Here is a 20800-nt window from a genome sequence, read left to right on the forward strand (position 1 = left end):
TGTTTGTAGTCTTATGCCAGCTATAACCGGACTGCGGTCCGATTATTCCCAGAGGTCAGGCGAGAGCCGCCGCGGCGGCAGCGCGCGCCTCGGCAGCTGTCGCGGTGTCGAGCACCGCCTCCGCGGCGGCGCGGCACTGCTGCAGCGTCACCTGCGCGAGCTTCGCGCCCACCGCAGCGATCGCGGCCGGCGCCATCGACAACGACGTCACACCCAGGCCCACCAACACGGCGGCCAGCAGCGGATCGGCCGCGGCCTCACCACACACACCGACCGGCTTGCCCGCCACCGCTCCGGCGCGGGCCGCCATCGCCACCAGAGCCAAAACCGCGGGCTGCCACGGATCGGTGAGGGCGGCCAGATCGGCCGACATCCGGTCGGCGGCCATCGTGTACTGCGCGAGGTCGTTGGTGCCGATCGACAGGAACTCGACGTGCTCGAGGATCTTGTCGGCCAACAGTGCCGCGGCGGGCACCTCGATCATCACCCCCGGCGTCAGCCCGTACGAACGCGCCTTGGTGGCAAAGCTTTTCGCCTCCGCAGCGGTGGCGATCATCGGTGCCATAACCCATGGTGGGTTGCCGGTCTGCTCGGCCGCCGCGCCGACCGATTCGAGCTGACGGTCCAGCAGGCCAGGATTGCCCTCGGCGATGCGGATGCCACGCACGCCCAGCGCCGGGTTGACCTCCTCCGGATGACCTGCGAACTTCAACGGCTTGTCCGAACCTGCGTCGAGGGTCCGGACCACCACTTTGTGCCCGGCGAACGCCTCGAGCACCTCGCCGTAGATCTTCGCCTGTTCGTCGACGGTGGGCTCGGTGTCGCGGTTGAGGAAGCACAGTTCGGTGCGGAACAGCCCGACGCCCTCGGCAGGGGTTTCGCGGGCAGCGCGAGCGGCGGCACCGTCCTGGACATTCGCCAAGATGGCGACGGTATGGCCATCCGCCGTCGCGCCCGGGCCGGCCCACTGCCGGGCCGCCAGCGCCTCCCGTTGCGCAGCGGCCACTGCCGCGGCGGCCTCCGAGGCGTCGGGGTCAGCGGTGACGGTGCCCGCCGTGCCATCAAGAAGAACCATCGCGCCGGCGGCGACGGCGTCGAGACCACCGACCGCCACGACGCAGGGAATTCCCAGCTGGCGGGCGATGATCGCGGTGTGGCTGGTCGGCCCACCGAGCGTGGTGGCCAAGCCGACCACCAACTGCGGGTCCAGTCCGGCGGTGTCGGCAGGTGCCAGATCCTCGGCACACAGGATCGACGGGGTATCCGGCAGCGGCACACCGGGTTCCGGTAGTCCGGAAAGCTCGGCGAGGACCCGGTCGCGAATATCCCGCAGGTCGGTGACTCGTTCGGCCATCAGCCCGCCGAGCTGGGTGAACAACTCCACGAACTGGTCCACGGCCTCGGTCACGGCGCGGACCGCCGGAGCGCCTGCGGCGATCCTCTTGTCAGCAGCCCCGAGCCAGGCCCGGTCCTGGGCCAGCGTCGCGGTGGCGGCGAGCACCTCTGAGGCGGCACCCGTGGCGTGCGCGGCCCGGTCCCGCAGCCGGGTGGCGACCTCCGTCGCCGCAGCCGCGAAACGCCCCGCTTCGGCCGGCCGGTCCGCCTCAGCGATGTCGCCGGCCGGCACCTCGATCTGCGGGAGTCTGCTGACCCGGATCACGGGTGCGTACTGCACCCCCGGGACCACCGGAACCCCGCGCAAGACGATGGGTGACGCAACCGATGCTGTAGTGCCCATGTGAGCCACATTACAAGAAAACGTTGACAAGTCAACACAGTCAGGCGTAAAACAACACATATCAACATCTCGTCAGGCTCGAACCCACACAAACGGAGGCTCATGTACGCCGAGGAGCGCCAGCAGGCCATCGCCGCGCTGGTCATGAGCAGGGGCCGCGCCTCAGTCGCCGAACTCGCGCAGACATACGACGTCACCACCGAAACCGTCCGTCGAGATCTGGCGGTGCTCGACAAAGCCGGCGTCGTCCGCCGGGTGCACGGCGGAGCCGTCCCCGCCCGGACCCTTCACCTCGTGGAAGCCGGAGTCGGCGAACGCGACACCACCCGCGCCGCGCAAAAGGATGCCATCGCCGCGGCTGCAGTCGACTTCTTCCCCCTCACCGGTGCCAGCGTCCTGCTGGACGCGGGGACCACCACCGCCCGCGTCGCCTCGCAGGTGCCGACAGACCGGGAGCTCACCGCGGTGACCAACTCGGTGCCGATCGCCGGCCTCCTGGCCACCATGCCGACCGTCACCCTGCAATTACTGGGTGGACGGGTCCGCGGCCTCACCCAGGCCGCCGTCGGCGAGCAGGTGCTGCGGGTACTCGAAACGCTACGGGTGGACATCGCGTTCATCGGCACCAACGCCATCAGCGTGCGGCACGGACTCTCGACGCCCGACACCGACGAGGCAGCCGTCAAGCGGGCCATGGTGCAGGCCGCGAATTACGTTGTAGTGGTCGCAGACTCATCAAAGGTCGGCCAAGAGGACTTCGTCAGCTTCGCCCCCATCGACAGCGTCGACACCCTGATCACCGACAGTGAGATCTCGGATGCCGACCGCGCACAGCTCACCGCACACGGCGTCGAGGTGGTGATCGCATGATCATCACCGTCACCCCGAACCCCAGCCTGGACCGCACCGTCACTTTGAGGGCGCCGTTGGCGCGCGGAGCTGTACAGCGCGTCGACTCCGTCACCGTCGAACCCGGCGGCAAGGGCATCAACGTGGCCCGGGCTCTGACCCTGGCCGGCGTGGCCGCCGAAGCGGTGCTGCCCGCCGCTGACACTGATCCCCTACTCGCGGCGTTACGGGCGCACGGTGTGCCGTTCACCGCCGTTCCGATCGCGGAGCCGGTCCGCACCAACGTCGCCATCACCGAATCCGATGGCACCACAACCAAACTCAACGAGCGCGGCGCCAGGGTGAACGCTGACACGCTGTCGGCGCTCACCAGCTGTCTGCTGGCCAAGGCCCAAGAAGCATCGTGGTTGGTGTTGTCCGGGTCGTTGCCGCCCGGGATTCGGGACGGCTGGTACGCCCACGTGGTGAGGCTGCTGGCGCCGCTCGACTGCCGGGTGGCCGTCGATACCTCCGAAGCGCCGCTGGCCGCGCTGGCCGCCGCGTTCGAAGTGGCCGCGCCCGATCTGATCAAGCCCAACGCCGAGGAGCTGGCCGACCTGGCCGGGGTATCGGCTAACGCCCTGGAAAGCGCTGCGGCCCAGGGTGACGTGTCATCGGTGGTGGCGGCCGCCGGCCGGCTCGTGGAGCGGGGCGTCGGCGCGGTGCTCGCCACATTGGGGGCAGCCGGCGCGGTCCTCGTGGACAGCGCGGGTTCCTGGCTGGCCACACCGCCGCCGATCGTTCCGCGCAGCACCGTCGGCGCGGGCGACGCCTCGTTGGCCGGCTACCTGCGCGCCGCCGACGCCGGCGCCGAAGCCCCGCAACGACTGCAGATGGCCGTCGCCTACGGCAGCGCCGCCGCGGCACTCCCCGGATCCGCCCTGCCCACGCCTGCCCAGCTCGACCTCGACGCAGTCCGTACCCACCCCATGAAGGTGTCGCCATGACCCAACCGATCATCACCTCCGAGCTGGTCTTGCTCGACATCGACGCGGGCGCCGACAAGGAAGCCGTCATCACGCGACTGGTCGGAGCGCTCGCCGAGGCGGGTCGCACCGGCGACACCGACGGTCTGGTGGGTGCCGCAATGGCCCGTGAGGCTCAGTCCGCCACCGGACTGCCCGGCGGCATCGCGATCCCCCACTGCCGCTCGCCCTACGTCGAGACGCCCACGATCGGCTTCGCCCGACTGTCCCCCAAGGTCGACTTCGGGGCTCCCGACGGACCGGCGGATCTGGTGTTCCTGATCGCCGCCCCGGAATCCGGTGGGGCCGAACACATGAAGCTGCTGTCCAGCCTGGCCCGCGCCCTGGTCCGCAAGGACTTCGTGGCCTCACTACGGGATGCCGCGAGCGTCGACGAGGTGGTGGCGCTCGTCGACGACGTGGTGAATCCGGCACCTGCTCCTGCCCCGGTCACTGAGCCTGAACCGGCCAAGGCGATGTCGATCGTCGCGATCACCGCCTGCCCCACCGGCATTGCCCACACCTACATGGCGGCCGACGCACTCAAGCAGGCCGCTGTCGATGCCGGGGTCGCATTGACCGTCGAAACCCAGGGCTCATCCGGGAGCACACCGCTGCCCGCGGCGACGATCGCTGCGGCCGATGCCGTCATCTTCGCCACCGATGTCGGGGTCAAGGACAAGCAACGCTTCGCCGGCAAGCCCGTCGTCGCCTCCGGCGTCAAACGCGCCATCAACGAACCCGGGGTCATGATCTCCGAAGCCATCGGCGCCGCAGGTAATCCCAACGCCCCACGAGTGGCGGGCTCGGTCGACGAGGCGGCTCCGGCCGCGTCAGGGGACGTGGGCTGGGGCACCCGCACCCGGCAGATCCTGCTCACCGGCGTGAGCTACATGATCCCGTTCGTCGCGGCGGGCGGTCTGCTCATCGCCCTGGGCTTCCTCTTCGCCGGCTACGACATCGGCAACACCCCGGACGGTGCCGAACCTCTGTCCTACGGAATGAACTCGCTCGGCCACCACATCGCCGTCACCAACACCCTGGCCGACCTGCCACCCGGTGGTCTGACGCAGTACCTCGGGGCGGTGCTGTTCACGCTCGGCGGGCTGGCCTTCATGTTCCTGGTGCCCGCACTCGCCGGATACATCTCGTTCGCGATCGCCGACCGACCCGGCATCGCACCGGGTTTCACCGCCGGAGCGGTGGCCGTGTTCGTCGGCGGCGGGTTCATCGGTGGCATCGTCGGCGGTCTGATTGCCGGGTTCGCCGCGCAGTGGATCAGCTCGTTCAAGGTGCCGCAGTGGTTCCGGGGACTGATGCCGGTGGTGGTGATCCCGCTCGGTGCGTCACTGATCGTCGGCCTGTTGATGTTCCTGCTGCTCGGCCGGCCGCTGGCCGCATTGACCACCGGCCTGACGAACTGGCTCAGCGGCATGACCGGGACTTCGGTCGTCATCCTCGGTGTCATTCTCGGTTTGATGATGTGCTTCGACCTCGGCGGCCCGGTCAACAAGGCGGCCTATGCATTTGCGACCGCGGGCCTCAACGTCGCCGACCCCGCCACACTGCGCATCATGGCCGCGGTGATGGCCGCCGGCATGGTGCCGCCGCTCGCGATGGCGCTGGCCTCGACGCTGCGGCCACGGCTGTTCACCGAACCCGAACGTGAAAACGGCCGCGCCGCATGGCTGTTGGGTGCATCCTTCATCTCCGAAGGCGCCATCCCGTTCGCCGCCGCGGATCCCCTGCGGGTCATCCCGTCGATGATGCTCGGCGGCGCCGTGACCGGCGGGCTGATCATGGCGTTCGACGTCACGCTCAAGGCTCCGCACGGCGGCATCTTCGTGTTCTTCGCGATCGGCAACCTGCTGTGGTTCCTGATCGCCCTGGCTGCCGGCACCGTCGTCAGCGCCCTGGCGGTAGTAGCGGCCAAACAGTTCGTAAAACCAGCTGTCACCACGCCGGATTCTCCGGCGCTGGCCACCACCTGAGTCACAACTCTCTCGTCACAACCCTAAGGAGAAACAATGCCCAGCAAGACTGTCACCGTCGGTTCGGCCATCGGCCTGCACGCCCGCCCTGCCGCGATCATCGCCGAGGCGGTGGTCAATGCCGGAGTTCCCGTCACGCTGTCCATGGACGGCGGCGAGCCCGTCGACGCCGGTTCGGCCCTGATGATCATGGCGCTCGGTGCCGGTAACGGGGCTCAGGTGACCGTTGACTCCGACGACGCCGATGCGTTGGCCACCGTGGCCGGGTTGGTGGAGCAGGATTTGGATGTGTGAAGGCGAAAGTAGTGCGTGGGGCCATTGCCAGCAATCATGGACTTGCGTCCATGGCCGGGACACTGCGTGTCAATCGAGATTCACTGCGTAAGGCTCGTCCAAGACAGTGAATGCATTCACAGCTTTCTTCAATTATTCGCGGCCCGATACGAGTGTGTTCCACGGCCCCAAGCTCCTTCGTCCGACTCGATAGAGGATTAGCTTGATTTAGCTGGCCATCCTGGAGTCGCGGGTAGGGCCGGAAAGTCGGATTGGGATCCGCGGCTCTCAGGTGTCCCTTCGGCCCGCGACAAACATTGCTGTTTGTCATTGCCCGCCCCATCCCAGTTTGCTTGCAAGAGAAATCCACCCTGGTGATTGGTCACCCGCCACCCACCGAAAACATTTTCGAAAGGTGCCCGCGACGGCCCACGCTGAGGAGGAAGGTTTACTTCTTCGCTATCCGGGGCCTGCAAACTGATCCTGATCGCGTTGATGCCCGCGTACGGCCCCATTCCGCCGATGTTCGCCTGCACCCCGTCCTCTGTCAGGACGCCACTACTGTACGAGTACACACACCCGACAACGGCGACGTCTCGATCCGACCGCTCTAGCCGAAGTAGATGATGGCGAGCAGTACCGACCCACGTCTCCGATCCATTGGGCTTCGGCCAGAGTTCCTCCGTGCCGTCAGGTCCATCGGGGTCGTTGGCGTCAACTGACTGCTGGAACCCCGGATACAGGTACTTCTCATCGTCAGTGAGGTACGCAAGGTAATACGACTCCATGTACGCGCGCACCACCACAGCAGCGCCCGTGGTTAAGTCGATGGCCGACTCGGCGGTCCAGACCACCGAGAAATCGTTCAACGCCTCTGGCCAACCAGCAGGCTGTGATTCTGGTGGTACAGCGGTTTCCTTCGAGCCCTGCGGAGTGCAACCAATCCCTACGATCAGAAGAATGATCCCGATGCACGCTAGCGACTGGTGTCGAAATCGAGCCATCAACCAACCCCCTCGGGCTTGGCCTGCTGAATATCCGGATCCTGAATCACGAGGTTATAGCGATTGGTGTAGACCTCGTCAGGTCCATTGCCGGCGACCACGACCGTCCGCTGGCCAATCTCTTGGTTGATTTCAGCCTCGAAAAGACCGTCGTCGACACCCTTCGGATGAACTACATGACCTCCCTCGATATAGCCGTTCGGAAGGTCTAGTTGATGGCCAGCCGCGAGCATCGCATCAAGGAGAACGGTGCTCGCAATTGGCTCCGCCATCTGCGGAAGTGGGCGTTCGACCGGCCCAGGCGGAGTATCGAACATTTGTTGACTGAAGACAGCACCCACCTGGCTGATCACGGGGCCGGCGACGAACCCGACGCCAGGCACCATTGCGCCGCCGGTGCTCAACCCAGCGACAGCGGCGTCGAAACCGCTCTTCTTCCATTGAGTCTCCGTCTTGTCCGCCTCATAGCCGTTATGTTGGAATGCCTGGAACGCCTCATGCGCACCTACATCAACGAGACCGCGCATAGTGGCTGCAGTGGTTAAGTACTGATGAGCTAGCGGGTCGCCAGGATTGTTCGCAAATGCTGTCTCATGCTTCATAGCTTCCGAATACGCAGCCTGATTTATTAAACCCGCCGCCCCCGCGTCCGTATTAAGGACCGCGAATACCCCCTTGGCGTCGGGCATCAAACCTGTGCGCCTTTCTGTTTCGTCATCGATCTCAAAAAACGGCGAAGCTGAACTCCCGGCCATGTCATCTACGAAGGGAACGAGTCCACGCGCGTACCCTTGGACCAGTTCTGGATTGAGTTGACCCAGCGTCTGGCCATTGATATCCATCAACTGAGGGCGCTTCTCTCCAAGATATTCTGCATACTTATCGGCCGTCTCAGCGGCGATCTGCGCCTCCGGCCCACTGCCGTGCTCGCCAGTCCAACTAAACAGATGACCTGCAGACCTGCCATTGTCGGTCCAGTCGATTGTGTTGACATCATTGAGGAAATCCTTGGCGTCGACCCCATTCCGACCCATAAGGTGGTCGTTGATGATCTGATGGTCGTCATCGATTGCCTGAAATAGATTCTGCGTCGTATCCTCAAGATCTAGCGGAGGATTTCCCATTGGGTGTCCCTGGGTGTCCATGATGCGGTCCGCCGCAAGCAACATTTGCCGGTCGAGCTCGGTTCCACTCTGGAACTTGGGATCGCCATCCTTGACAATTTCGGCGATTGCTTTGAGGTCATCGGCGTGGCGAAGACTTACTGGTGCGCTGGAGCCGTCCGGTCCTGCCATTCCCGCCAGTTGGATGCTATCCGCATTATTGAGTGCACGTTGGACGGCGTCGGGTAGTGCTCCGCTGTCGCCAGGCAGGACGCCGTCGTTCGGCAGCCCGCCTGGGGTAACAATTTGTGGGCCATCTCCGTCGTGCCTCGGATAGCTTACGTCCTTGTCACTCATGACCTGCATTGCGTTGCTCAAAATGTCCTTGTGCGAGCCCAACTTATCGCGAGCCGTGTTCAAATCGCTGATCGACATCGGTTTCATCTGCGCCTGCATCTGGCCAACGAGTTCCGCCTGTAGCGGACTAAGCGGATGGGCAACACTGTTTGGCCCCAACTGCTCTTCGTCGATACTGTCGAGGATCTTGTCAACATGGGTTGCTGCATCTTCATCGCCGCCGAGCGCATCGTGAACAAGGCTCTCCATGTCTTCCGGCTTTAGTTCATCATCCTCACGCTCTTGCCATGCGGACAAAGCGTCGGCTTCTTCGCCATTTTTCGCATCCTTCTTGTCACCTGGCTGTTCTGCACCAGGTGCTAGCTTCTCGTTACCGAAAGCGTGGAGTTCACCTTTGATACCGCTGACCCGTCCGCCGATGGCGTTCATCTCGCCGGTCGACGTCTGGACGATGTTGCTCACCTTGGAAATACCCGCGTTGGCTATCTGCAGCAGCTTTGCGTCCCTGTACGCAGCGCTGGTGCCGCTAGGGATCGAGTTCACTGCGCTGGTCACCCAACTTTTGATCTGGTCGAGGTTCCGCCGGCCCGCGGCAACCACATTGGCGGCGTTGGTAACTTCAGTCGCCATCCGCTGGTCCAAGCTGGCCAACTTGCCGTACACGCCCGCATGCTCTTTGTTCTTAGCGGCATATGCCTCGGACGCCGGGCCCTGCCAACTCGGCCCGGCTGTAGCAGCCTCCACTGCCGACTTCGCCTGCTGGAACTTTGAGCTTGCGTCGAACTGAGTCCCATCCTGAGGGGTGCCCTGGCCGAACGTTTCCCGCGCTTTCGACCACGTCGAATAGAACGCATCCAACGCACCCATTGGAACCTCCCCCAGAATACCGACGGTGACGACTCAGTATCTCAGCATTGCCAGCTCCGCAGAGGCGGCAAATCCCGCAGATGTGAGTCCGCCGAACGCACAAGCCAATCCGTGCATGGCCCCGCCGAAACAGACCCCATCCACCACGTTCACACTCAAGATCCGCACATTGAGACCTGTGCCGCGTGAACACGACTGGTGGGTTCCGTCGGTGTTACATGTCGCGAGCGGTTCGCGGGTGAACCCGCAGCGATGACTCTGGCGGGGGTTGATGCGGAGCCTCGTCGCGGTGCAGCGACGGTAAACCCTGCAACTCTCGCGCCCGCTCCTCGCTCATAATGCCGGTTTGAGCAGGCGCCTTCTCACCCTCCGTAGGCGCTCCCGCTCCGTCGGGTTGGCCAGCTGCTGCCAGTGTTGCCTCGAGACCACCTGCGCCGCCAGCGGCACCTTGGGTCGCCGCTTGGACGATGCCCTGCACGCCCTGCATGACTTGCTGTGGCACCTGCGACAGCCCCTGCACTATCCCCTGGACCGGCTGCGTGATTCCCTGCATTATCTGGCCGGCCATCTGAGAGAACTGGCCCATCATCTGGCCTCCGGCCTGCAAACCGCCATCCTGACCACCACTGCCGCTGGGGCCACCTCCGGCATTCGATGAGCCAGAGCTACGCCCACCTGCCAACCGATCGGCTTGCGCCTTCAGCTGTTCGGCGGCGTCCAGATCACCGCGTTCATACGCTTTGGCAGCCTGCCGGAGAGTCTCAGCCATTCTCTCGGAGACCGCCTTCGTGGCACCGACTGCCGCACTACGTGCTTCAGCGGCGCCGGCGAAATCGGCCGGGAAGCCGATGGTTCCGTGGCTATTGGCCACATCTGATAGTGCGGGGGCACCATGGATCGCCGCACCCACATCCGCAGCAACGTTGTCGAGTTGTCCCCCCAAAGCCGTGACTGCGCCGGTGGAAGCTCTCATCTCCGTCATCGCCGTCCCTCCTTAAGGGGCGTTTGCCGTTGTGACAATTCTAGGCGGGGGTCCGAAACGTCGGTGACAGAACATTTCTGTCCCACAGGACCGCCTTCCACTAAGACGTCCGGCCGAAGCCACTAGTCATTGGAGCAATGACGTTGGAGACACTCCACCACCAGTTGGCTTTACCTCGGCGCCGCCGCGACATGGGCCCATCCGTCTGCTCGCCGCAGTGAAGCGGCTACGGCAGGCCGACTGCTGCGCCCTACGCGATCGGCTCGACTGCTCCGGATATACCCACTTACACCCCCGACTTGCCGGGTGCAACACTCACTGCGGGCACAAAGCGTTATCAGCCTCACCTGGGCACCCTTATGATTGCCTGCGTGCAAATAGCCGGACGGCTTGAAGTGAGAAGATGCGTTGTCGAGCAGGCCGGATATTGTTTGCTGAAAGTGCATCAGCACACTGCAGACATGTCCGATGTCTTTGGGGGAGTGTGAGGCGTGCAGCGCTTAGCCGTGATGCTGCTGGCAGTTTTGCTGGCCCTATTCAGTGCGCCGCCGGCGTTCGCGATCGATCCGCCGGCGATCGACGCCGCGGCCGTTCCGCCTGATGAGACCGGTCCCGATCAGCCGACGGAGCAGCGCAAGATCTGCGCGACGCCGACGGTCATGCCGAACTCGAACTTCGCCGACAAACCCTGGGCCGCGGACTACCTGAAGCTGGCCGAGGCGCAGAAGTTCGCAACCGGCGCGGGAGTAACTGTCGCGGTGATCGACACCGGGGTCAACGGTTCACCTCGGGTTCCGGCCGAGCCGGGCGGCGACTTTGTCGACGCCGGCGGCAACGGAATGTCCGACTGCGACGCCCACGGGACCCTGACGGCATCGATCATCGCCGGGCGCCCGTCCCCCACTGACGGATTCGTCGGTGTGGCCCCCGAAGCGCGACTGATTTCGCTGCGTCAGACGTCGGTGGCGTTCCAGCCCAAGGGTTCGCGGCAGGACCCCAACGACCCGAACACCACCCAGACCGCCGGCTCGATCCGTAGCCTGGCCCGCTCGGTGGTGCACGCGGCCAACCTGGGCGCGCAGGTGATCAACATCAGTGAGGCCGCCTGCTATAAGGTGACCCGCCGGATCGACGAGTCCAGCCTGGGCGCGGCTATCAACTACGCGGTGAACGTCAAGGGCGCGGTGATCGTGGTGGCCGCCGGCAACACCGGCCAGGACTGCACCCAGAACCCGCCGCCGGATCAGTCGCTTCCGGCCGACGCCCGCGGTTGGAAGGGCGTGCAGACGATCGTCAGCCCAGCCTGGTACGACCCGCTGGTGCTGACCGTCGGCAGCGTCGGCCAGAACGGTCAGCCGAGCAACTTCTCGATGTCGGGCCCATGGTTGGGCGCGGCAGCACCGGGAGAGAACCTCACTGCACTCGGCTATGAGGGCCAACCCATCAATGCCACCCCCGGTGAGGACGGCCCGGTACCGCTGAACGGCACGTCGTTCTCGGCCGCGTTCGTCTCCGGTCTGGCGGCGCTCGTCAAGCAGCGCTTCCCGGATCTGACCCCGGCCCAGGTGATCAACCGGATCACCGCCACCGCGCGCCATCCCGGCGGCGGTGTGGACAATTATGTCGGCGCCGGCGTGGTCGATCCGGTGGCCGCGCTGACGTGGGAGGTCCCCGAAGGCCCGAAGAAGGCGCCGTTCCGCGTCAAGGAAGTTCCGCCGCCGGTGTACATTCCGCCGCCAGACCGCGGCCCGATCACCGGAGTGGTGGTTGCCGGAGTTGCACTCGCACTGATTCTCGGGATCGCCGCGATGACCCGGCGCGCATTGCGGCGGCGCCAATGAGCTTCTTGCAGCGGCATTTCGGCTTCCGCTTCACCACGGGGCACGCCATCTGGGCGGCCACGCTGATCCCGGCGTACATCGCGATATGCATGCACTTCAACCTGCTGTGGCTGGGAATCACGCTGTCGGTGCTGACCGCGATCTTCTCGGTACTCACCATCCGCGGTTACCGGCTCACCGGTTGGGTCCGGGCGATCTTCTCGTGGCGGCGCCGCCACCGCAGTACCCCCGACGTGCCGTCGGAGCCTGCGGTGGGCGCCACCGTGATGCCGGGCGACCACGTTGCGGTCCGCTGGCAGGGTGACTACCTAGTCGCGGTGATCGAGCTGGTGCCAAGGCCTTTCACCCCGACTGTGATCGTCAACGGAGGCGCTGTCTCCGACGACACCGTGAGCACGAAGCTGGTCGAGAAGCTGCTGGAGGCGCACTGCCCCGATCTGGAAGCCGACATCGTCTCAGCCGGCTATCGAGTCGGCAAGACCGCCCCCGCGAGCCTCGTGGCCCTTTACGAGCAGGTGGTGGGCCCGTATCCGGCACCGGCCAACCGTCGGACCTGGATTGTGATCCGTGCGAACCCGGAGGAGACCCGACGCTCAGCCCAGCGACGCGACAGCGGGGTATCCGGGCTGGCGCGGTACCTGGTGGCGTCCGCCACCCGTATCGCAGACCAGTTGGCCAGCAACGGAGTTGATGCACGATGCTCGCGCAGCTTCGATGATTTCGACAAGGCCACCGAGATCTCCTTTGAGAAGGAGACCTGGTCAGTGATCAAGGGCCGCAGCACCTTTACCGCGGCCTACAACGCTCCCGGCGGTCCGGATGTCTGGTGGTCGGCGCGCGCCGACCACACCACTACGTGTGTGCGGGTGCGCCCCGGGGCCGCCCCGACGACGACGGTGCTGTTGACGACGTTGTCCAATCCGACGACGCCGCGCGGTTTTTCCTGCCTGTACGGCGGGCAGCGGGCGGCCCTTCAAGGCCTCACCCCGGTGACCGACAAGCATCATGAGCTCCCGATCGGCTCAGCGGGCGTGCTCGTCGGTGAGACCTCGGACCGTTATCCGGTGTACATGCCGTTCGACAACGTCGACGTCAGCATCAACCTCGGGGACGCGCGCCTGTTCACCCAGTTCGTCATCCGCTCCGCCGCATCCGGCGCCGTGGTGACCCTCGGCCCACAGTTCCGCGAATTCGCTACGATGATCAACGGCCGCGTCGGCCGCGTGCCGCGCGTGGCCTGGCCGCACTCGACGACGTATCTGGGTCCGCATCAGGGCGTCGGCCGAGTGATCATGCGGCCCAACTTTATTGACACGCCACGGCACCGTCAGCTCCCCATCACGTTGATCAACCCACGTGAAGAGAGCCGCTACCAGATGGCGCTGGAGCAGTGACATCAAGCTTCCTGGGAGAGGGGTCCCAGAAAGGTCGGGAGGATACCGAAATGACGAGGACATGGGTAATTCAGTCCGGCCAAGCGGGACAGGGTTCGAAGTGAACGACGATATGCACCCGGAAGTGGCCGCGGTTCTACGTCAGGCGCAACGCCTCCAGTCGCTGATGGACGATCAGCTGCACAAGATGGCCAATGAAACCTTCACTGCCAGCGACGAAACCGACACAGTTGATGTGACCCTCGACGGTCACCACAACCTGAAATCGATCTTCATCGAGGATGGTTTATTGCGGCTCGGCGCACAGGTGGTGCAGCAACGCCTCAACGAGGCGCTGCAGAAGGCTACTGCGCTTGCGTCGGCTTCTATCGAGGCCGACCGCGAACGCCTCGACGAGGTAGCCGCCCGGATCACGGCCGAGGACGCTTAGAGCGACGAAAAGCCACGTGGCGTACCAGGGTTGAATGATCTCGATACGAGTGACGGTGGTACCGCTCTTGGTCGCTCTTGCGGTGCCGCTGTTCAGTGGTTGCGGCTTTCTCCACCGCGGCACGGAACAGGCTCTCCTATGGCCCGACGGAATGAGCGGCATCCGGGTGCAGTGGACTGCCGAACCGGAAGTTGACCTCGCCAAGGGAATTGCGGTGCCAGTGCGGGCCTACCTCGAGTCGTACAACGTCGTAACCAACACGGGCAGCATCGATAATGCATATCCAGGATTCCTAGAAGCGGTTCCACCTAATGAACCTAGCGACCATTCCGGCAGTCGGACCGCTCGAGACCGACGACCGGACGGAGATTCTCGCGAGGCTGGAGTTACATATGTCGGCAATCTGGGCTTTCATATCCGATCAGTACAGACTGAGGCTGGCCGCGCGACCCTGACGGTATGCAAATACAGCTACAAGATGGGAGCACGCCGCTACGACGGGGCCTACGACCCACTCGTTCCTGGCGGTCCGTCTGTCGAACGCGGCATCGTGGGGATTCGATTGGACCTTGTCGCTCCACCCGATGACCAGACAGCAGGGACTCTGCCTCACAGCGTGGCCCGGCAGCCGCCCCAAAAGTCAACGTGTTCGGCGGTTGGCAAATCGTCGGCTTTCTCACGACCTCTGGCGCCCCGCAACAGGAATGGCCAACCAAACAGCAAGTGGTCGCCGACTGCGTAGCGACTGCGCCAGACTCACTCGACCAGAGGAATAGGCTGGCTCGCGGCCCACTCACCGCTGCAGATTTCGCGTCCTCGCCCGCGACTCCTGGATGGCCGGATTAGCCGCACCCGGCGGTCGAGGACCCAAAGTGCTTCTAATGCAACAAAGTTCGGGGTCGGCTAGCACGATGACCCGTGATGTTGTCACAGGTCACTGCGCCAGCCGTACGCCCCCTACTTCTTGTTTTCCTTGCCGTCCCGGCGCGGCCGGTGTCCGATGATGGCTTCGGTGTGGGCACGGTCTTCGACGTAGAGGTCGTCGTCGGGAGTCAGGTTGGGATCGCGGCGCTTCTCTTTGCCCTGGTTGCCTTGACCGTGGCCGCCACCCATACCACCCATGCCGCCGCCCATGCCGCCCATGCCCGCACCACCCGGTGCCGCGCCAGCCGGCCCGGCTCCACCGCGCGCGGCCGCGGCGGGGTTGGCCGCAACGGAATCCGCGCCAACCGCCGGTCCCAATGGGGCCGACGGCACTCCGCCGCCACCGCCAACTCCGCCGAGACCGCCTCCGCCGCCTCCGGCGCTCGCCGGCTTCAGGCCAGGCTCGCCCAATCCGGGGAGGTCTCCAAGCTTGTCGCCCGGCAGGCCGCCGGGCATGCCACCGGACGGCGAGCCTCCACCGGACGGGGAGCCACCGCCAGATGGCGAACCGCCGCCCGAACCTGAGCCACCACCGGCGCCTTTACCTTCACCAGACTGCGCCCCGGATTGCTGCCCTGTTTGGCTGGCACTGGCCGGCGACATGGACGGTTCGCCGGCGGGCGACTGACCGCTACTCTTACCCTCGCTCTCACCGCTGCCGCTCTTGCTCCCGCCGCCGGTTCGGTCGTTGCCACTGGGGTTGCCGGGACCGGCGCCATTTCCACCAGCTTTCCCGAATGGCGGACTCGGCGGCGTTGGCATCTCCGGCCGCGCCGACTGCGCGTACCCATCACGAACCCCCAACGATCGGCGCTCGGCTTCCTCCATAAGGCTGGCGACAGCGTCGACCTCAGCCTGGCTGCCGCCGTTCGCCATGAGCTCTGTTAGCTGCTTATCCAGGACGTCGTAGGCTTTTGCGATCGGTTTGTGTTCGGCCTCGGCCTTGTTGTGGGCCTGCATAATTGCCAGGGCCGCAACACCATACTTTCCCCACGCGTCGGAGAGGTCCTCGATCCAATCGCGAAACAGGTTGAACTTGCGGAACGCCGCGTCCGCCGCCTCGCCCTCCCAATTTTGGATGTTCGGCTCGGGAATTTTGGCGATCAGTCCGAAATGTGCCTCCGTCGCTTTGCCGATGGCCTCATTCAGTGAGGCGGTGCTTCCGGGATTGTTGAGCAATTCTTCGGTTTCGGGCACGGTGGCGTACCCATCCGAGGTCACCATCCCTGGTTGTGGCGGCGCCGGGGGTAGCTGCACCTCAGGTCCGGAAGTGTTCGGAACCGGAATGGCCTCTATCGCGTGCGTCCTCTCGATCCCGACCTTGCCAGCGTTGTCGACGTTGGTATATGCCGTGGCGGTATCGCGCAACATAGCCGCCATTCGCAGGCTTTCGTCCTTACTTGCCTTTGTGTACTGCTGCAACGACTCGCCGTATGCGTTCAGGTTGTCGATCGCTGCCTGTGTCGATTTCAACCCGTCCGGCGCGGTGGCTTTCGGCGCTTCGGATGGCCAATCCCCGGCGTTTCCTTCGATCCACTGCGCCCGCTTGTTCAGCTCGTCTGCAGCGACGTTAACGTGCTCGACCACCCGTACTCCTCATGCCATGGTCTTTAACGAAGACCCTTGAGCCACCACCAGATTGTTCACATTGATCGCGCCCTCCCCATCCACCTGATCGAGGGGTGGCGGCAATTCCCGAGAGCGCCTCAGCAAGCGCCGTCAACTCGGTTCTCCGAGCGCATCGGAGTTCAGCACACTCACATGCTGCCAATACAGTGCGTCGGCGATCGCCTCCCGCTGGCTGGGTCCATCGGTGGCCGTGTACGCGGCGTGCATCGCCACCTCATACATGTGCTGGCCGTAGGCCACCATCGCCTGCAACTGCACCGCCACCCGACCTGGGTCGCTGTTGAGCAAGGGACGGAACACCGCCATGAGCAGTTTCACCCGACGATCCTCCGGCGGTTGCGGATCCACCGGCGCCGGCGGCAACAACTCCGTCAGCCCCGCATCGCTGACCTTCGACAAACGCTCGGCCACCTCTGGCGCGATCAACATCAGCCGCGACCGCCCCTGCATCTGGCCGTTGGCCGGCAAGTCGTCGGGGTGCAGTACAACGGATGCTGCCCCCGAGTCGAACCCTTTGAGTTGATCCTCGAGCGCAATCACGGCCCGTAGTTGCGTGTCGTGGGCCTGAGCCCAACTCTCCAGCGCCAACATCGGATACGTCGCCGACCGCCCCCGCTCCTTAGCCGCAACCGACTCATCCACGCTGGCGAACTTCACCTGATCGGGCAAATTCACCCCGTCCGGTACAAAACCCAACCCATAGTTATTGGCCACCACGATGGTGCCGTCGTTAGTCAATGCGGTCAGCCACATGAACCGCGGTGCAGTCGTGCCTACGTTCAGCGCCGCCGCGATCCGCCGAGCGAGCTCCAACGGATCAGAACTGGACCGCCGCGACGCTTTCGCAGCCGCATCGCGCTCGGCACGTGCCGCCGACACCGGAATTGGCGCGACCTGTGCACCGCCACTGGCGGTAGCAGTAGGTGCCGGGTTCACCGCCGGACCAAGCGCGCCCGGGCCGGGCGGTGCGGGCGCCGCCGGCGGCGCCGCCGGCGGTGGGCCCAACGGCATCGGACTGCTCGGTGCGGCACCTGTGGCCGGAGCAGCACTCACCGGAGCAGAACCAGCGCCAGTGGCCCCACCTGCTGACTGCGCCATGGTTCCTGGTGCCGGCGGGGCTCCCGTCCCGGCCGATGGGGTGTTGAGTGGCTGCGTGGTGGGCTGTCCGCCAAGTGGCTGGGACGGTGCCGACGACATCTGCTGCGGGGCCCCACTGGCCTTGGCAGCGTCTGCCATACCCTTCTGGAACTGATCCAGCGGATTCGTCGGCTGAGCACCCGTGCCAGCGGCACTGGTCGAAGCGCCAGTCGCCCCCGCTGCGGACGCAGCGTCCGAATTCGGCCCACCTGCCGACATCGGGGACACGCTTGGTCCCTGTGAACCGCCACCGGTCGACGGTGGCGTGGACGTGCCGGGTACCGCTGTCGGGGGAGGCGGCGCAACCGGACCGGGCGTTTTCGGTTTGGGATCGGGATTGCCTGATCCAGCTGGCGCCGTTGGGGCAGATGTAGGAATAGCTGGCTGCTCAACATCCTGTCCACCCGGCGAAACTGGAGGGCCTGACCCAGGCGACCCAGCTGGCACCGTTGGGGCAGATGTAGGAATAGCTGGCTGCTCAACATCCTGTCCACCCGGCGAAACTGGAGGGCCTGACCCAGGCGACCCAGCTGGCACCGTTGGGGCAGATGTAGGAATAGCTGGCTGCTCAACATCCTGACCACCCGGGGCGTCTGGCGGCGTCTTCTGTGCCGGTCCTGGCACTTTACCGTCCGCACCCGGCGTATGAGCTGGCACATGCAAATGGTGGGCCAAAGACTTGGCCGCATCGGAGACATGCGCGACGTTTTCGTCGTAGCCCTTAAGTATCTCGTCCTCGATTCGATCCGACCGAGTGTCTTTGAAGGGAATCTGGGGGAAGCCCTCATTGTGAATATCTTCGCACGCCTTCTGGACCCGCTGCGCGGTAGAATTCACGAGGTCTTTTGTGTCGGCAATCGTTTTCTCGATGAGTTTCAGTTTGCCTTTGACGCGCTCGGCTGACGCCTGACTGTGTTCATGATCGGTGATGATCCCGGAAGCCTCATCGTAGGCCGCTTGGGCTCCGGTGCCTTCCCAATGATCGGACAGCTTCATTCTCTGCCGACCCGCCTCAGGAACCACCTGATCTCGCAAATTTGTGGCTAACCTCCCAAAGGCATCTGCCGCAGCGCCGATAGCCTCTTCATCAGCCATTGGCCAAGCGGCACCAGTCACTGTCTGGCCACCGTATGTACTGGTATCGGGTTGTTTCGTCCCCACCGTGGCTAGCCCCCGCTCGAGTTCCCGACGCGTCTCCCTGTCTCCACGTCGTTATCCCAGTGACCGGCACGCGGAGGCAACGAGACCCGCAGTCCGTATCGAGGCAGACGCGAGATACTTGTCGGCTGGCGTATAAGTAGGAAGTGCCTCCAGATAGGCCTTCCGGTATTGGACCGATAAGTCAGCGAAGTCACGCACAGTCGGATTCTCGCTCCTGCGGCCCAACGCAGACAGTTGGGTATTTAACAAATTCATGACTGGAATGACTTCGTCGGTGGCCCTTCGTTGCTCTGGTGACCATTCGGTGCCAGGCGTATCCGGACTTGTCTTCGCCCAGGCGTCACTATTGGTTCCGAAGTCTTCCATCGCCGATATCCATTCTTGGCAAACTGGATTCGGCTCGGAAAGAAACTTTTGTGCATCGGCGGGATCGCGCACCGGCGCAACGTTTGATGGCGCCGGTAGCGCCGGAACTAACGGCCCCCGCGCAGCCGCCGAACCGTACCCGACCGCGGCGCATATTCTATCGATTGCATCAGCGGCGCGGATCGCGACTTGAGCCAATTCATTATCAATTGGAGAATAGTTCGGAATACTGTCGGCGTAGGCACGTGCGTAGGCGATGAACTGCTCGTACAGTTCCCGCATGACCCGATGCGGAGTCAACTTTGCCGAGGGAATAAGTTGATCAGCGGTATCTCGGAACGCCTGCCCAACGGCGTCATGCTGGGCACGAATCTCTGGGGTCCACTCCGTCGCCGGGACCGCCGGGTCTCGTTTCTCCCAGCCATTCTTGGTTCGATTGGCGTGAGCAATCAACACCGGAGACTGAGTTGCACACGAAGGGTCCTCGGTAATCACCGCAACCGGACCGGTGTCATTAGCGCTGGCGATATCGGGGCTCGCCGTATTGCTAGCCGAGGCGCTGGGCGGGGACGCAGTGAGCGACGATGGTCCACCCTCGTCGCCCTTGTTCGCCACCGACAACGTGACCGCTGCGGTCACACCGACCACCGCCACCAACGCCACGCCGCCCAACGCCCATTTCAAACCGTTGCCCCGCTTCCGGGCCTGCACCGGTTGCAGAGGCGCCTGCTGCCACGCCGGCGGCTGGTTCGGATTCGCCCCCGGATACCCACCCGGCCCGCCAAACGGTGGCTGGCCGCCATGCTGTGGTGGTTGGGAACCGCCATGCGGCGGCTGAGAACCCCCTGCGGGAGGCACCGAACCAGGAGGAGGCGGCAGAGTCACCGATCCACCCCCACACGAGCATTCACGTCATTCATCTCAATAACCCTGCCGTGCTTCACAGTGCAACCTCCGGTGACGTCTCTGTCATTCGCCGATGCCGTGGTGCTTCACCAGGAATCGACGACTCTGTCTGCGGGGCACCGACCGGTGCCTGCGGACCGCGGCCGGCATCCGCTGCGGCCGCGTCCTTGTTCTTGTCCTCTGGTGACCTGTCGTCGGAGGACTTGACTTCGTCGTTCTTGTCTTTGTCCTCGGGCTTGTCGCCCGCAGATCCCGGCTGCCCAGCCGCGGTACCTTGGGCACCGTTGGCAGCAGCATCGCCCTTGGCGCCCTCACCCGGCTTCTCCGAACCTTGCGACGCCTGCTGCACGATCCCCTGAACTCCCTGCATTACCGGCTGCACCATCTGCCCAGCCGCCCCCGCCGCTTGCATGGGTACCTGCACCGCCTGCTGCCCGACCTGCATTGCCACACCCATCAACTGGCTCAACAGACTCCCGCCGCCATCACCAGCCGATGAAGCGGCGGCCGGGGCGCTCCCCGGAGAACCGGCACCGAACGCATCCGCGGGATCCGACAGCTTGCTCCCTGCAGAGCTGATCTGATCCCCTCCCGCCCCATCGGTAGCGTGATACGAACCTCGGGCAGCCTGCAAATTCGCGGCGAAACGCTCCTCACGCGCACGAGTAGCGGCGACCTGCTGTTTCACGTCGGCTTCATAGTCCGGAACCACTGCTGCCACCAGAACGCTGAGCGGGTCATTGCCAGCTGTAACCGGAGGGGCTGCCGGTACCGTTACCTCAGCCGGATCCCAGGCAAGCTTCGTCTCATCAACCCGAATACCGGGATACCCCATCCGCAATTC

At 64.6% G+C, this 20800-nt stretch carries 16 protein-coding genes and 1 pseudogene; 10 read left to right on the forward strand and 7 right to left on the reverse strand.

The features are described from left to right. Positions 1-55: 55 nt before the first annotated feature. Positions 56-1738, reverse strand: coding sequence for a phosphoenolpyruvate--protein phosphotransferase (gene ptsP, locus AC4LGL_RS20935; protein ID WP_491840453.1), 1683 nt, complete (start codon positions 1736-1738; stop codon positions 56-58). A gap of 102 nt (positions 1739-1840) precedes the next feature. Here ptsP and AC4LGL_RS20940 point away from each other — a divergent pair, with 102 nt between their 5' ends. Genes AC4LGL_RS20940 through AC4LGL_RS20955 form a run of 4 tightly spaced genes read left to right on the forward strand, consistent with a single transcriptional unit; the run spans position 1841 to position 5876 of the window. Next, the gene (locus AC4LGL_RS20940; RefSeq protein ID WP_491840454.1) at positions 1841-2608 is read left to right on the forward strand and encodes a DeoR/GlpR family DNA-binding transcription regulator; all 768 of its coding nucleotides are present in this window, start codon (positions 1841-1843) and stop codon (positions 2606-2608) included. Then, positions 2605-3573, forward strand: coding sequence for a 1-phosphofructokinase family hexose kinase (locus tag AC4LGL_RS20945; protein ID WP_491840455.1), 969 nt, complete (start codon positions 2605-2607; stop codon positions 3571-3573). The genes AC4LGL_RS20940 and AC4LGL_RS20945 overlap by 4 nt, the downstream gene beginning before the upstream one ends. Further along, on the forward strand, positions 3570-5582 hold the full coding sequence (locus AC4LGL_RS20950) for a PTS fructose transporter subunit IIABC (protein ID WP_491840456.1): 2013 nt from the start codon (positions 3570-3572) through the stop codon (positions 5580-5582). Before AC4LGL_RS20945 ends, AC4LGL_RS20950 begins: the two co-directional genes overlap by 4 nt. Positions 5583-5618: 36 nt before the next feature. Then, positions 5619-5876 carry an HPr family phosphocarrier protein gene (locus tag AC4LGL_RS20955; RefSeq protein ID WP_491840457.1) on the forward strand — a complete coding sequence of 86 codons (258 nt, stop codon included), beginning with the start codon at positions 5619-5621 and terminating at the stop codon, positions 5874-5876. Positions 5877-6858: 982 nt separating this feature from the next. On the opposite strand, the gene AC4LGL_RS20960 is transcribed toward AC4LGL_RS20955, so the two are convergent. Continuing rightward, on the reverse strand, positions 6859-9186 hold the full coding sequence (locus tag AC4LGL_RS20960; RefSeq protein ID WP_491840458.1) for a TPR repeat domain-containing protein: 2328 nt from the start codon (positions 9184-9186) through the stop codon (positions 6859-6861). 460 nt (positions 9187-9646) lie between these two features. Between AC4LGL_RS20960 and AC4LGL_RS20965 the strand changes: the two genes are divergently transcribed. Next, on the forward strand, positions 9647-9844 hold the full coding sequence (locus tag AC4LGL_RS20965; protein WP_491840477.1) for a hypothetical protein: 198 nt from the start codon (positions 9647-9649) through the stop codon (positions 9842-9844). Positions 9845-9895: 51 nt separating this feature from the next. On the opposite strand, the pseudogene AC4LGL_RS20970 reads toward AC4LGL_RS20965, so the two are convergent. Next, positions 9896-10168 (reverse strand): annotated as a pseudogene (locus AC4LGL_RS20970) (type VII secretion target); the annotation flags it as partial. Positions 10169-10659: 491 nt separating this feature from the next. Between AC4LGL_RS20970 and mycP the strand changes: the two are divergent. The 3 genes from mycP to AC4LGL_RS20985 all read left to right on the forward strand — a co-directional run bounded on the left by mycP (position 10660) and on the right by AC4LGL_RS20985 (position 13833). Further along, positions 10660-12009 (forward strand): type VII secretion-associated serine protease mycosin, encoded by a 1350-nt coding sequence (gene mycP / locus AC4LGL_RS20975; protein ID WP_491840459.1) that lies wholly within the window; start codon positions 10660-10662, stop codon positions 12007-12009. Then, complete coding sequence (gene eccE, locus AC4LGL_RS20980; RefSeq protein ID WP_491840460.1) at positions 12006-13403, forward strand: type VII secretion protein EccE; 1398 nt, start codon at positions 12006-12008, stop codon at positions 13401-13403. Before mycP ends, eccE begins: the two co-directional genes overlap by 4 nt. A gap of 100 nt (positions 13404-13503) precedes the next feature. Then, entirely contained in the window at positions 13504-13833 is a 330-nt protein-coding gene (locus tag AC4LGL_RS20985) for a YbaB/EbfC family nucleoid-associated protein (protein ID WP_491840461.1), read from the forward strand. 957 nt (positions 13834-14790) lie between these two features. Here the strand turns inward: AC4LGL_RS20985 and AC4LGL_RS20990 are convergent. Together AC4LGL_RS20990 and AC4LGL_RS20995 are read right to left on the reverse strand one after the other, a co-directional pair. Then, the gene (locus tag AC4LGL_RS20990; protein ID WP_491840462.1) at positions 14791-16344 is read right to left on the reverse strand and encodes a PPE domain-containing protein; all 1554 of its coding nucleotides are present in this window, start codon (positions 16342-16344) and stop codon (positions 14791-14793) included. A gap of 132 nt (positions 16345-16476) precedes the next feature. Then, positions 16477-17139 (reverse strand): EspK C-terminal domain-containing protein, encoded by a 663-nt coding sequence (locus AC4LGL_RS20995; protein ID WP_491840463.1) that lies wholly within the window; start codon positions 17137-17139, stop codon positions 16477-16479. A gap of 16 nt (positions 17140-17155) precedes the next feature. On the opposite strand from AC4LGL_RS20995, the gene AC4LGL_RS21000 reads away from it, so the two are divergent. Next, positions 17156-17638, forward strand: coding sequence for a hypothetical protein (locus AC4LGL_RS21000; RefSeq protein ID WP_491840464.1), 483 nt, complete (start codon positions 17156-17158; stop codon positions 17636-17638). Positions 17639-18168: 530 nt separating this feature from the next. Next, complete coding sequence (locus AC4LGL_RS21005) at positions 18169-18426, forward strand: hypothetical protein (RefSeq protein ID WP_491840465.1); 258 nt, start codon at positions 18169-18171, stop codon at positions 18424-18426. A gap of 309 nt (positions 18427-18735) precedes the next feature. On the opposite strand, the gene AC4LGL_RS21010 is transcribed toward AC4LGL_RS21005, so the two are convergent. Together AC4LGL_RS21010 and AC4LGL_RS21015 are read right to left on the reverse strand one after the other, a co-directional pair. Further along, on the reverse strand, positions 18736-19689 hold the full coding sequence (locus tag AC4LGL_RS21010; RefSeq protein WP_491840466.1) for an ESX-1 system-associated protein: 954 nt from the start codon (positions 19687-19689) through the stop codon (positions 18736-18738). Positions 19690-19990: 301 nt separating this feature from the next. Continuing rightward, positions 19991-20791 (reverse strand): hypothetical protein, encoded by an 801-nt coding sequence (locus AC4LGL_RS21015; RefSeq protein ID WP_491840467.1) that lies wholly within the window; start codon positions 20789-20791, stop codon positions 19991-19993. Positions 20792-20800 lie beyond the last annotated feature (9 nt).

Source organism: Mycolicibacterium arcueilense, assembly GCF_058536225.1.